Source organism: Enterococcus sp. DIV1307a (assembly GCF_050537425.1).
GTDB classification, from domain to species: Bacteria; Bacillota; Bacilli; order Lactobacillales; family Enterococcaceae; genus Enterococcus; species Enterococcus faecalis.
The window spans coordinates 87,565-102,209 of record NZ_CP172914.1; the positions used below are offsets into that span (position 1 = coordinate 87,565).

The window sequence follows — 14,645 nt, forward strand, 5'->3', positions numbered from 1 at the left end:
TCGAAGTAAGAGTGCGTTTTGAGGAGATAAAAAGAAAAGGTGTGTTGGCTGTCTGTTTTAGCAAGGAAGAAAGACAACAGAAGAGCACTCACTTATTTGGTTTAAAATAAAAAATTGGTACGAAGTGAACGTTCTCTTCTATGTGTCGTTAGTAGAGGAAGGATGAAAGAAATGAGAAAGAATGGACCAATGGTAAACCGTTGGCTCTACGGGTTGATGTGTTTGTTACTTGTTCTAAATTATGGCACACCACTCATGGCTTTGGCGGAAGATGTTAACAGCGATGGCCAGTTAACGTTAGGAGAAGTGAAGCAAACCAGCCAACAAGAAATGACCTTAGCGCTTCAAGGAAAAGCACAACCAGTAACACAAGAGGTTGTAGTGCATTATAGTGCCAATGTGTCAATCAAAGCTGCACATTGGGCAGCGCCCAATAATACGCGCAAGATTCAAGTGGATGACCAGAAGAAACAGATTCAAATTGAATTGAATCAGCAAGCGTTAGCAGATACGTTAGTCTTAACGTTGAACCCTACAGCTACAGAAGATGTGACGTTTTCTTATGGACAACAGCAACGAGCGTTGACGTTAAATACTGGTACTGATCCGACAGAATCAACGGCAATCACGAGTTCGCCAGCCGCATCAGCGAATGAAGGTTCAACAGAAGAAGCATCTACAAACTCCTCTGTTCCTCGTTCGTCCGAAGAAACTGTCGCCAGCACGACAAAAGCGATAGAAAGTAAAACAACCGAGTCTACGACTGTCAAACCGCGCGTAGCAGGACCAACAGATATCAGTGACTATTTTACAGGTGATGAAACAACGATTATCAATAATTTTGAAGATCCGATTTATTTAAATCCTGATGGCACACCAGCAACACCGCCGTATAAAGAAGATGTGACCATTCATTGGAACTTTAACTGGTCGATTCCAGAAGATGTGCGGGAACAAATGAAAGCAGGCGATTACTTTGAGTTTCAATTACCTGGCAATTTGAAACCTAATAAACCCGGTTCAGGTGACTTAGTTGATGCAGAAGGCAATGTCTATGGAACCTACACAATTGGTGAAGATGGTACGGTTCGTTTTACCTTTAATGAGCGAATCACGTCTGAAAGTGACATTCACGGGGACTTTTCTTTAGATACTCATTTGAATGATTCAGATGGGCGGGGCCCAGGAGATTGGGTGATTGATATTCCTACACAAGAAGATTTGCCGCCTGTAGTGATTCCGATTGTCCCAGATACCGAACAACAAATTGATAAACAAGGCCATTTTGATCGAACGCCCAATCCTAGTGCGATTACTTGGACGGTAGATATCAATCAAGCGATGAAAGATCAAACAAATCCAACTGTGACGGAAACATGGCCAACAGGGAATACCTTTAAGTCCGTGAAAGTCTATGAGTTAGTGATGAATCTTGATGGAACAATTAAAGAAGTGGGTCGCGAACTTAGTCCAGATGAATATACCGTTGATAAAAATGGCAATGTGACGATTAAAGGTGACACCAACAAAGCGTATCGTCTTGAGTACCAAACGACGATTGACGAGGCGGTTATTCCAGATGGCGGCGGCGATGTGCCTTTTAAAAATCACGCGACGTTAACAAGTGATAATAATCCAAATGGGTTAGATGCTGAAGCAACTGTTACCGCCACATATGGCAAAATGTTAGACAAGCGCAATATAGATTACGACGAAGCCAATCAAGAATTCACTTGGGAAATTAACTACAACTATGGTGAACAAACCATTCCAAAAGACCAAGCAGTCATTACAGACACAATGGGCGATAATTTAACGTTTGAACCAGATTCTTTACATTTATATTCAGTGACGTTTGATGACAAAGGAAATGAAGTCGTTGGAGCAGAACTTGTGGAAGGAAAAGATTACAAAGTGGTAATCAACGGAGACGGTTCCTTTGCAATTGACTTTTTACATGATGTGACTGGTGCAGTCAAGATTGATTATAAAACCAAAGTTGATGGAATTGTCGAAGGCGATGTTGCCGTGAATAATCGTGTGGATGTTGGCACTGGTCAGCATTCAGAAGGTGATGGCACAGCCAGTCAACAAAATATTATTAAAAACACTGGTGCAGTGGATTATCAAAATTCGACGATTGGTTGGACGTTAGCTGTGAATCAAAATAATTATTTGATGGAAAATGCCGTGATTACGGATACGTACGAACCAGTTCCTGGCTTAACCATGGTACCCAATTCGTTGGTTGTCAAAGATACAACCACTGGTGCTCAGTTGACGTTAGGTAAAGATTACAAGGTAGAAATAACTCATAATGCAGATGGTGAAACAGGCTTTAAGTTAAGTTTTATAGGGGCGTATGCCAAAACAAGTGATGCCTTCCACATAACCTATACTACCTTTTTCGATGTTACCGAGTTAGACGCTAACAATCCCGCGTTAGACCATTACCGAAATACTGCTGCCATTGATTGGACGGATGAAGCAGGAAACAATCATCATTCAGAAGATAGTAAACCGTTTAAACCTTTACCTGCTTTTGATTTAAATGCGCAAAAAAGCGGTGTTTACAATGCCGTTACCAAAGAAATCACTTGGACGCTTGCGGTTAATTTAAGTAATAATCGTTTAGTCGACGCCTTTTTGACGGATCCAATTTTAGCCAATCAAACCTATTTGGCTGGGAGCTTGAAAGTCTATGAAGGCAATACAAAACCAGATGGTTCGGTTGAAAAAGTGAAACCAACGCAACCGTTGACGGATATCACAATGGAAGAACCAAGCGAGAAAAACCAAAATACTTGGCGTGTTGATTTTCCTAATGATAGTCGTACGTATGTGATTGAATTTAAGACGTCTGTTGATGAAAAAGTTATCGAAGGTTCGGCTAGCTATGACAATACCGCATCTTATACAAACCAAGGTTCTTCACGTGATGTGACAGGAAAAGTTTCTATTCAACATGGTGGCGAATCAGTGAAAAAAGGTGGCGAATACCACAAAGATGATCCAGATCATGTGTACTGGCATGTAATGATCAATGGCGCCCAATCGGTTTTAGACGATGTGGTTATTACTGATACACCCTCACCAAACCAAGTGCTAGATCCCGAGTCATTGGTGATTTACGGTACCAACGTAACAGAAGACGGAACTATTACGCCAGATAAATCTGTTATTTTAGAAGAAGGAAAAGATTACACACTGGAAGTTACCACCGATAATGAAACAGGACAACAAAAAATTGTCGTTAAAATGGCCCATATTGAAGCACCTTATTATATGGAATATCGTAGTTTAGTGACTTCTTCAGCGGCGGGGAGTACAGACACGGTATCCAACCAAGTGTCAATTACTGGAAATGGTTCAGAAGTCGTTCATGGGGATGACAATGGCGATGTGGTCGTTGACATTGATCACAGTGGCGGGCATGCCACAGGGACTAAAGGCAAAATTCAGCTGAAGAAAACAGCCATGGATGGGACGACTATTTTAGCAGGCGCCCATTTCCAAATTTGGGACCAAGCCAAAACACAAGTCCTACGTGAAGGTACAGTAGACGCCACTGGGGTTATCACATTTGGTGGGTTGCCGCAAGGGCAATACATTTTGGTGGAGACAAAAGCACCAGAAGGCTATACAGTTTCGGACGAATTAGCTAAAGGCCGAGTCATTACTATTGATGAAGAAACTTCAGCCGAAGGAGCACAACCAACCATTATTAAAAACGATGTAAATAAAGTAATTTTAGAAAAAACAGATGAGAAGGGCAAAAAATTAGTCAATGCACGCTTTAAATTAGAGCATGCTGTAACCACGCCGTTTACTCATTGGGAAGAAGTTCCCCTTGCGCCGGATCGAACCAACGCAAATGGCCAGTTAGAGGTGGATAGTTTAAAACCAGGGCTTTATCAGTTTACAGAAATCGAAGCACCGACAGGCTATCTTTTAGACACGACACCCAAACGGTTCATTGTGACACAAAACACGAGCGGACAAATTCGTGATGTTCATGTTAAAATGCTTAATTACCAAGGTTCTGCTGAACTAATTAAAAAAGACCAAGCAGGCAATCCATTAGCAGGTGCTGAATTTTCAGTCCTTGACACCACAGGACAAGCAGTTCGAGAACACTTAGTTTCGGATGCAAACGGAAAAGTCACAGTGACGGATTTAGCCCCAGGAAAATATCAATTTGTGGAAACCAAAGCGCCAGCAGGGTACCTTTTAAACACTGAACCAAGTGCTTTCACGATTGCAGCAAGCGATCGGGGCAAACCAGCAACAGTTATAGCAACGGCTAACTTTGTTAACTATCAAGGCACGGCTAAATTAATCAAAAAAGATGTGAATGGACACTTATTAAGTGGTGCGACATTTAAAGTGCTTGATGCGAAGGGAGAAACGATTCAAACAGGCTTGACGACAAATAATCAAGGGGAAATTGTTGCAGAGCACTTAGCCCCAGGAAAATATCGCTTTGTAGAAACCAAAGCGCCAACAGGCTATTTATTAAATACCACGCCAGTCCCATTTGAAATTGCTGAGAAAAATGCTGGTAAACCAGCGGTCATTGTTGCTAGTGACAACTTTGTGAATTACAAAGGGGCTTTCCAAATCGTGAAAACGAATAGCGCAGACCAACCATTAGCAGGTGCTGTTTTTGAACTATATGATCACAATAAACAATCATTAGGGATTACAGCAACGAGTGGCAAAGATGGCAAAATTATCTTTAGAGACTTGGCGCCAGGTACCTATTATTACAAAGAAATCAAAGCACCAAAATTACCAGATGGCGCAGATTATATTATTTATCCTGAATTAGTAAAAGTAGAAATTCGTGGTGATTTCAAAGGCGACCCGGAGATCTTCCAATTAGGGGCCTTCGCCAATTTCAAAGGACGTGCCGTCTTTAAGAAAATTGATGCCAATGCGAACCCACTTCCAGGAACGATTTTTAAATTGTATCGAATAGAAAACGGGGAAAAAATCTTTGAAAGAGAAGTAACTGCTGAAAAAGATGGTTCATTGGCTATGGAGGATTTAGGCGCTGGTAGCTATGAATTAGATGAACTGGATGCAACGGATGGCTATATCGTCAATAAACAACCCATTTATTTTGTAGTGAAGAAGAATTCAAATGATAAACAACCATTAGATGAGTTAGAGTTTGTAAATTATCAAGCGGAAGTAACGGGATGTAAAGTCAATGAGCAAGGTCAAGCCTTAGCGGGTGCAGTTTTTGCAATTTACAATGCCGATGAGCAGAATCAGCCACAAGGTTCATCGATAACATTCTTGAATCGTGTAGGAGAAAAAGTTTCTGAAATAACAACGGATAAGACTGGCGAAATTTACGCTAAAGGGCTGAATGAAGGGCATTACGTTTTAGTGGAAACGAAAGCACCAACAGGCTATCTGTTAGACACAACGCCACATCCATTTGATGTAACCGCCCAATTAGGAAAAGAGCAGCCAATTGCTTTAGGCGATCTTATCAATTATCAAGGAACTGCTCAATTAACCAAAGAAAACGAAACAGGTGAAGCATTGGCTGGTGCGGTGTTTAAGGTCATTGATGAAGCAGGGCAAACCGTGTCTGGACAAACCAATCTGATGTCCGACAAGCAAGGCAAAGTCATTGCGAAAAACTTAGCACCGGGAACGTATCGTTTTGTGGAGACACAAGCGCCAACTGGCTATCTTCTTAATGAAACGCCAAGCGCAAGCTTTACGATTGCGAAAGACAACCAAGGCAAACCAGCCACTGTGGTACTTAAAGCACCTTTTATTAATTACCAAGGTGCTGCCAAGCTGGTGAAAATTGATCAGCAAAAGAATGCCTTAGCAGGTGCTGAATTTAAAGTGACGGATGCAGAGACAGGGCAAACTGTCGCTCGTTCATTACGTTCTGACAACCAAGGGTTAGTTCAAGTGAACCACTTACAACCAGGAAAATATACCTTTGTGGAAACAAAAGCACCGGATGGTTACCAACTGTCTAAGCAAGCTGTCGCATTCACTATTGCGGCAACAGCGAAAGACAAACCTGAACTCGTGGATGCGGGCACGTTTGTTAACGAAAAACAACCTGTATCCAAAAAAACAAAACCAAATCAGCCAACAACGAAACAAGCAGCTAGAGAGACAGGTTGGCTTGGTTTACCGAAAACCAACACACAAGTCAATTACTTCTTTGTCTTTATCGGCCTCCTGTTGGTCGGTTTGGCAAGTTGGCTCTTCTATAAAAAGAGCAAGAAATAAGCAAAAGCTATAAAAAAACAGGCCATCCGTCCTTTCGACGGATGGCCTGTTTTTTCATCTTAAGCTAATCAACTGAACAAAAGTAGCTTCTTCTTATTGACATTCTCAGGTAACCCTTCATCGCAGTTTAGCCTTTGAACAGAACTTACGGGGTTCTTGAAGATAACCGCTTGTGCCTCAGCCTTTGTTTTTCGATGCTATCTTTAGGTATTTTGGCTAAAATATTGTACACTTTACATGTGCAAGAAATTTAGTTAGAGATATGAGGATAGAATGATGAAAAAGATGATGGTTTTATACAACGAAACTTCAGGAAGTAGTGAAAGTAAAGAGATTGCAGAACGCTTTAAAAAAGCTGCAGAAGCGAAAGGGGAAGCGGTTATTTTGCAACCTTCCAATCCAGACATTGATCCTGAAGAAATGCGGAAAAATGCCAAAGAAAATCAAGTGGGTGTCTTGGTCGTCATTGGTGGTGACGGGACCATTCATCATGCCGTTCAAAATTTTAAAGACACCATTCGTGACTATCAAATAGGGATTATTCCAGGTGGAACAGTCAATAATTTTGCACGTGTGTTAAGTATTCCTTTGAAAGAAGAAGACGCCTTTGAGACCATTTTGGCAGGACAGACCACGCCAGTTGACTTTGGGATGGTAAATCAAGATGTGATGATTTCGACCTTAACGATTGGACTATTAGCAGATACAGCAGCAAATGTGACCCAACAGGAGAAACAAAAATATGGTCCTTTAGCCTTTACAAAGCAATTTTTCCGCTTATTAATGAAAAAGAAAAAATACAAACTAAAAATTGATGGCGATGAAAGACGTTGGCATGGCAAAGCCCAATTATTAACGATGACCATGACGAATTCTGCTGGCGGCTTTACCAATTTCGATGCCAATGCCACGCCAGATGACGGCGAAGTCCACATTATCATTTTACCTAAGTTAGTTTTTTACAAGTTTGTCTATTATTTACCTAAAATTATCAGAGGACAATTAAATGAAATTCCTGGTGTCGTGTATTTCTCTGGGAGTCAATTTAAAATTAGTGGCGAAAAAGACAAGAAAGTCCAAACACGAACAGATGGCGACCCTACCGATGATTTACCGATTAAAGTAACGGTGGAAGCTGGGGGACTCAACGTGTTTGTTCCTGAAACGTCCACATCTACGAAAGAATAAAAGAAACAACTGTTATTTTTTTCGTGGAATAGATTTCTCATTTTGTGTACAATAGAACAGAAGAGAGGCAGTTGAGTGAACAGTGAAATGGGATGAATATGTTGATATATTCGATACAGATGTCGTTTCTAAAATTATTATTTTAAGAAACTTGCCAATTAATGAAGGCTGGATTGACATCAATGAGTTAGCAGAAGAATTACAATTAAACAAAAAATCAGTCAAAAAATACGTAGAACTTCTAAAAGATGACATTACGTATTATGCTGTGGATAATGATGCTTCTTTGGCTTTTGAAAAGGGGCATGGTTATCGCTTGAACTTGGCGTCTAGCCAAGCGTTCCAGAAACTTTATACAGCAATTTTTCGGGATAGTTTAACTTATCAAGTAATGGAAGATTTATTCTGGGGTCGATTTAATGGAATTGTGCCAGCGACAGCAAAGTATCATACCAGTGATGCCACGATTCGGCGCTTGCTTAAAGGGTTTACAGAAATTTTAGCGCCATTGGGGCTAGTGATTAATAAAAGCACCTGGAAAATTGAAGGCAATGAAGCGTATTTGCGCCATTTTGCTTACACTATTTTTATGGACTTAATCCGTGATACTTGGCCTTTTGACTATATACAAGAAACGGAAGTCGCACAAACCGTCCAAAAAATGATGGCTTTTTTCAACGTAGAAGTTGCGGAAACGGTGACACGCCGAGTTAAATATATGGTCGCTATCTCAAAAGTCCGGAGTGCGCAAGGCGCCGAATATCGACCTTCAGCCGAGCAAGAAACTTATTTAGAAGGTAATAAACATTACCAAGCCTTTATAGAAGAGATGACAGCTACAACCCTTTTCCTTAATAAAAACGATTTAACTTTTGTGTACTTTTTCTTGTTAGCCAATGACCAATTTTATCAAGACGAAGCCACTGCACAAGCAATTTTAGCGCATTTTGATGAGACTGAAGCGCCTGTTTACATGTTGACTCATTTAGTCCAACATTTCTTATTAGAAGAAATACACATGACGCCGCAATTGGAGAAAATTCGTCCGCAAATTTTTTATTATTTGTTTGCTACACATTTATTTGCCGAACTTTACTATGTCCAAAATGTGAAAATGTACAATGTCTTTTGGAATAAAGTTAAAGAAAAATATCCGGTTCTTTTAGAAGAATTAAGCCAAGGCTTAAATCAACTTTACGAACAAACAGGCAATGAATTATTTACAAATAAAGAATTTTTGGCTCTGCGTTATTCTAGTGTTTTGGCGCTTTCCGATGATTTAATTCATCGCGAACAAAAAATTGTTTTAGGTTTAAAATCAGGCTTGCCAGTACTGGAAGAAGAACGGGTGAAACTTTCGATTGAAAATAATTTTCGTCGGTTCTATGCATTGGAAGTTTTACGATACAGTGAAGCAAGCAAAGAAGAATGGCAAAATATTGATTTACTATTAGTGACTTCTTTGGCAGATGTGGAAACGGGTCATCCAGAGATCTTTTTACTTTCAAGTGAGTTAACGTTTGAGCAATATAATCGTTTGAACCAAAAAATAGTAAAAATTAACGAGAAAAGAACCACGTCACTTTAATAAAAAATCAAAAAAATGGGCTTTTTTGATGCATATGTCCGATAAATTGTAAAAAAATTTTTCTAAAAAGTAAAAAAAGACAAGAAGAAAACGTCAATAAGTAGGTGATCAACACCTGCTTATTGACGTTTTCTCGTTGTTTTTTAATAAATACTGCGTCAATTCTTCTGAAAATTATGTCAAAAAGGTACTTTTTTTGCTTTTTTTATCGTAAATAATAGATGATTAGCTATTGATAGTAAAGGAACTACTACTTTTTTTAACAGTCAGTTAAAAAATATTGAGGTTTCTCACAAGGATTTTTCTATATAATAGAAAGAGCAAGGGAAGAAAGGCGGGATAAAATGAAAAAACGGATGGAACAAATTGAAGAAATCTTAAGTTGTGAAGAAAATAGTGCCGGTGTTCGATTAAAGGAATTGGTTGAGGCCTTAGAATTAGAAGTCACAAATCAAAACTTGTTAAAGGTAACAAGTATCTTACATATGAATCCAAAATTCAAAAAAATTTATGCATACGAAGACAGTCGTGTTATTACGCTGTATCAACTTTTACAAAATAAGCCGTTGGAAGTAACGGAATGAAAAGAGGAAAACACATGAAGAAAACAATACTTATTCTTCTGTTTGGTTTATTAACAGTGGTTGGTCTACCAATGGTGACCGAAGCGGTTGAACCAGTTAACGCAACAGATACAACGATTTTTGGTACGCAAGCGATGGTGCCTAATAGTGCAGAAGATCAATCAGAGAAGTTACAGACATTACTGAGTCAGACAGCAAAGGAAGGACGGGCATTATTTTTACCACAGGGAAGTTATGCTTTGTCAAAAGATATTACGATTTCTTCAAATTATCAATTAATTGGCGATACAACAGGAGCCACTATTTTACATAATGCTACAGGTACACCGATTCAACTGAAAGATACTACGTACGGAACGAAAACCAATGTACGACTTCAAAATATTGCTTTTGATGGCATCAATGTGACCTTGAAATTGACGAATCAATTAACGCTAGCAAACAATATCTTCTATAATCCATTAAAAGGATTTGTGGTCAATTTAAATGCAGACATTGGCGTTAAGATTTCAGGCAATATTTTCATGCGAGACACAGCACACATGCAACCCAAGATTGATTTTAACCGAGCGATTTACATTGGTGGTTATTCAACGCCAAGTCGCTTCCAGTATATGTCAGATGTAGACATCGTGGACAATCTATTTGGGTTAAAAGTGACAGAATTAGATGCGATTAAAAGTACCAGTCGTTCAGACTTAGCAGCGACTATTACACGTTTGCAAACAGCCATTGAAGCTGGTGCTATTTCAGTACCTAATGAACAAAATTATCTATCCACCGGGGTTAATTCTTTTAATATGCTGAAGGATGTAACTGTTCAACATAATTTTTTCTATTCACCTTATGATAATGAAGACTTGAATGGTCTGGTGGGAGATCATGCAATTTATTTCCGTGGTGCTCAAAACATCACGGTGGTGGGGAATCATTTACGTGGACTACAAAATGGTCCAGCTGGCGGATTTAAATTTAAATCAGGCCGTAATATTACGATTATGAATAATTATTTGCGAAATACAGGTCTCATTATGTATGGAACACCAGAGATTGGTTTGGCAGAAACACAAGCAGAGGGAGCTATTTCAGAATTATCCAACTGGCTAGTGGCTAATAACATTTTTGATTGGAAGTATTGGGACAATCAATATGCAATTGGAATGGAATACAATCGACATACAGGAAATAACAATGTGTTCAATGGCGTATTTATCAACAATCAGTTTGTTAACTACCACAATATTCCGCAAAACCGACGTCGGGAATTGTTAATCGCTAGTGGCGGTGGTTTCCGACCAGAAACGAGTTTTGTGAAAGACAATACTCGAGATGATGGCCTTAAAAACGGCCAATTATTGGTAGAAAATTGGACAGAGGCCGACTATCGCTTAATGCCAGCAACATGGGAATCGTTAATTTCACCAACACTTTATGAGCAATATAAAAATACGCCAATTCCGGTTAGAAATACTTTAGCAACCCCTGTGGCTACAACGATTGTGCAAGGACAATCAATCGATCCGCAGCAACTGGTTGCTAATACAAATGACGCGGATGAAGCAGTCCCAGCCGCTAAAATCGTCAATCCAGAGGTCTTAAATGAAATCGGCCAACAAAAAGTGACTGTTCAATTAACTTATGAAACAGGTTCATTGGTAACAGTGAACGTACCGGTGACGGTAGAGGCTCCGGCAAAAAAGCTTGATTTGTCCCAACTACAAACCGTTTATGCTTCGATTGGTGAAGCAAACCAATATACGGTTTACTCTTGGCAGCTATTCACTGCCATTGGGCCTAAAACGATTGTTTCTTCCTATTATCAGCAGGCGACACAATTGTTAGCAGAAGGTCAGGAGAGTCAGGACAAAACCCAAGAGCAAGTGGATCAGTTAACAAGTAATTTGCAATCTGCAATGAAAGTATTAGTCAAAAAAGCCGATATCACGCTAGAGCGTACAGAAGCAGAAAATGAACTGGCAAGCGTTCATAAATTAGACGAATCTGTATATACCAAAGACTCTTGGCAAGCCATGCAAGAAGCCTTAATAGATACAACAACTGGCGAAGGAAGCTCTAAGCAGTTACAACAACTGCTTGCTTGGTCAGATGAAGAATTATTAGAGCCAACACTTGGTGGCTTTAAAACGCCTGCAGATGCACAAAAGCGTATTAACCAATTAACACAAACCATAAAAACGGCGTTACTTCTGTTAGTTGAAAAATCAATAGAGACAACTAGTAACACAAGCGAAAGCAGCACCTCAAGCACGACAAATGAAAGCAGTAGTACCAGCGAAAGCAGCACCTCAAGCACAACAAGTGAAAGCAGTAGTACCAGCGAAAGCAGCACGCCAAGCACGCCAAGTGAGAGCAGTAGTACGAGTGAAAGCAGCACGCCAAGCACGCCAAGCACGACAAGTGAGAGCAGTAGTACGAGTGAAAGCAGCACGCCAAGCACAACAAGTGAAAGCAGTAGTACGAGTGAAAGCAGCACGCCAAGCACGACAAGTGAGAGCAGTAGTACGAGTGAAAGCAACACGCCAAGCACAACCAGTGAAACCAGTAATACCAGCGAAAGCAGCACGCCAAGTACGACAAGTGAGAGCAGTAGTACCAGCGAAAGCAGCACGCCAAGCGAGAGCAGTAGTACGAGTAAAAGCAGCACGCCAAGTACAACCAGTAAAACAAGTAGTACCAGCGAAAGTAGTGCTTCAAGTACGACCAGCGCAACCAACAATACAAGTGAGAGTAGCACCCCAAGCACTGTAAACGAAAGCAGCCAAAACAAAGGCCAGAATTCTGTCATTTACGCGGTAGAGTCTAATCAAGATCCTAATGACGCTCAAAGTAATTCAAAGCCCTCTGCCAAGGCTAGTCAAACAAAGGAATCAGTAGCAGAAAACCAAGCAACTAAACAGATACAGACAAATAAAGAATCGTCAGGAACAGTCAAAAAAGCGGATAATACGACCAAAATTGCCAAGAAAAAATTCCCCAAAACAGGGGAACAATCTTCAACAGTTGGGAGCTTCCTAGGCCTGAGCTTTTTATCGTTAGCCATAGCAACCTATTGTTTTAAAGTGAAAAGATAACTCTTTAAAAACGGATAAGTAAACATCCTGAAACAAGAAATAGGACTTGTTTCAGGATGTTTTCATATAAAATTAAAAGAACTACAGTTTTTAGTGAAAAAATACACAAAAGTACTTGAAATTCTGTGATATAAGGGTAAAGTAAAGGAGGACAAAAAACAAAGGAAGTGAAATGTTTGTATACACCAGATGAAATTTTAAGTATCAGTATTGAAAATGGTCAGAAAAAAATTCAAAAGCCTTTGGTAGCAAAACTCATTTTAGGATTTATCGGCGGTGCCATGATTTCTCTCGGCTATTTGGCTTATGTGCGTGTTTCCGCCTCTATTCCAGCAGATTTAGCCAGTGTTCAAGCTTTAGTGGGAGCTGCGGTTTTCCCGATTGGTCTAATTGTTATTTTAATGGCTGGTGGTGAGTTAATCACAGGAAATATGATGGCGGTGAGTACGGCTTGGTTTGCTAAAAAGGTCTCTTTCAGAGAATTACTCGTGAACTGGGTCACAATTACATTGGCAAATATGGTTGGCGCCCTATTTGTTGCCTATTTTTTTGGCCATTATTTAGGTTTAACCAGTAGCGGTGCCTATTTAAATCAGGTTCTTTCTCTTGCAGAACATAAAGTTGCAGCAACTTGGCTTCAAGCAATTATTTCAGGTATTGGCTGTAACTGGTTCGTAGGTCTGGCCTTATGGCTTTGTTATGGTGCGAAAGATGCAGCGGGGAAACTATTAGGCATCTGGTTTCCAGTAATGATTTTTGTTGCAATTGGCTTTCAGCATAGTGTGGCGAATGCATTCATCATTCCAGCCGCAATTTTTGAAGGCGGCGTTCAGTGGGGAGACTTTTTCCGTAATTTTATTTTTGTTTATTTAGGTAATATCATTGGTGGTGCCATTTTTGTTTCTGGCTTTTACTATTTAAGCTATCGCAAACATTAAATCCATTTAGCAGATAAAAACCTACACAAAGGCTAAATGCCTTTGTGCAGGTTTTTTCTTTTTAAACAAAAAGGAAAACGGTTGAAAAATTATTGCTAGATTTTTAAAACAATGTTACATTAATGTTACAAAAAGATTTCTGGAGGTAACGAAAAATGAAAAAAATTGCTTTGTTCAGTATGTTAACGTTCAGTGTATTGTCTTTAAGTCTAGCAGGATGTGGAAACAAAAAAACAGCAAGCACAAATGATTCTAAGCCAAAGCAAGAAACAAAGAAAGCCACGCAGAAATCCTCTAGCCAACAAGAAATGAAAAGTAGTCATTCGTCTGTCACGGGTCAAAATTCTAACGTGACAGGGGAAAATCCGTCAGAAAATGCCACGCAGCCTTCTGCAGAAACTGATGAAACGAATGAAGTCCCTCAAAACCAAACACCTGATACAAACATTACAATTACCAATGTTGTTTTCAATCCTGAAAGAAATGAAATTAATGGTACTACATTACCTAATGCAACCATTACAGCAACGGTAGTCGGTGATGCTTCTGCACAAGCAGGTGTTTTTTATGCGGATGCCAATGGCAATTTTACAGTAATTAGTCCCAGAGCGGGAGCGACTACTCAATTAATCGCAACCGTTGATCAACGGAATAGTGCACCTGTCCAAATTGATATTCCAAGTTCAGGACAAGAAGCAGCGCTTTCTTTTAGCAATATTACGATTGATCCGAAACAAGGGACAATTTCTGGTAAAACAGCACCGAATGCAACTATTTTAGTGTCACGTGCAGATGATGCGCGGGTGATTTTAGCAAGTTTTACTGCGGATGCCCAAGGGAATTTCACAGCCAGTAATTTAGTTCCCGGCACAAAAAATCGCTTAGATGTTACGTTAAATGGAGAAATAGGGACACCTTACTTGTTTGATTTACCAAATTAAAATAGAAGAGAAGTGATCAAAGCCACCAACGCTAGTTAGCGTTG

At 39.8% G+C, this 14,645-nt stretch carries 7 protein-coding genes; all 7 read left to right on the forward strand.

Annotated features, from left to right (window positions below; all coding sequences use genetic code 11):
* Positions 1-171: 171 nt before the first annotated feature.
* The 7 genes from fss1 (at position 172) to IGL90_RS00435 (ending at position 14,601) form a co-directional block, all read left to right on the forward strand.
* Entirely contained in the window at positions 172-6,270 is a 6,099-nt protein-coding gene (gene fss1, locus IGL90_RS00405; protein ID WP_152679635.1) for a fibrinogen-binding MSCRAMM adhesin Fss1, read from the forward strand.
* 273 nt (positions 6,271-6,543) lie between these two features.
* A complete protein-coding gene (locus IGL90_RS00410; protein ID WP_002407569.1) occupies positions 6,544-7,458 on the forward strand; it encodes a diacylglycerol/lipid kinase family protein in 915 nt (304 codons plus the stop codon).
* Positions 7,459-7,540: 82 nt separating this feature from the next.
* The gene (locus IGL90_RS00415) at positions 7,541-9,046 is read left to right on the forward strand and encodes a helix-turn-helix domain-containing protein (protein ID WP_048738086.1); all 1,506 of its coding nucleotides are present in this window, start codon (positions 7,541-7,543) and stop codon (positions 9,044-9,046) included.
* 344 nt (positions 9,047-9,390) lie between these two features.
* Positions 9,391-9,630, forward strand: a complete 240-nt coding sequence (locus IGL90_RS00420) for a hypothetical protein (RefSeq protein ID WP_002356115.1) — start codon at positions 9,391-9,393, stop codon at positions 9,628-9,630.
* A complete protein-coding gene (locus IGL90_RS00425; RefSeq protein WP_163404277.1) occupies positions 9,627-12,722 on the forward strand; it encodes a glycosyl hydrolase family 28-related protein in 3,096 nt (1,031 codons plus the stop codon). The genes IGL90_RS00420 and IGL90_RS00425 overlap by 4 nt, the downstream gene beginning before the upstream one ends.
* Before the next feature lie 176 nt (positions 12,723-12,898).
* Complete coding sequence (locus tag IGL90_RS00430) at positions 12,899-13,660, forward strand: formate/nitrite transporter family protein (protein ID WP_002389593.1); 762 nt, start codon at positions 12,899-12,901, stop codon at positions 13,658-13,660.
* Positions 13,661-13,815: 155 nt separating this feature from the next.
* Positions 13,816-14,601 carry a lipoprotein gene (locus IGL90_RS00435; protein WP_048738091.1) on the forward strand — a complete coding sequence of 262 codons (786 nt, stop codon included), beginning with the start codon at positions 13,816-13,818 and terminating at the stop codon, positions 14,599-14,601.
* The last annotated feature ends 44 nt before the right edge of the window (positions 14,602-14,645 follow it).

Bases quoted from the DNA above. Each gene is read 5' to 3' on its own strand.
- IGL90_RS00420 (WP_002356115.1), top strand. From the start codon at position 9,391: ATGAAAAAACGGATGGAACAAATTGAAGAAATCTTAAGTTGTGAAGAA.
- IGL90_RS00425 (WP_163404277.1), top strand. From the start codon at position 9,627: ATGAAAAGAGGAAAACACATGAAGAAAACAATACTTATTCTTCTGTTT.
- IGL90_RS00435 (WP_048738091.1), top strand. From the start codon at position 13,816: ATGAAAAAAATTGCTTTGTTCAGTATGTTAACGTTCAGTGTATTGTCT.
- fss1 (WP_152679635.1), top strand. From the start codon at position 172: ATGAGAAAGAATGGACCAATGGTAAACCGTTGGCTCTACGGGTTGATG.
- IGL90_RS00410 (WP_002407569.1), top strand. From the start codon at position 6,544: ATGATGAAAAAGATGATGGTTTTATACAACGAAACTTCAGGAAGTAGT.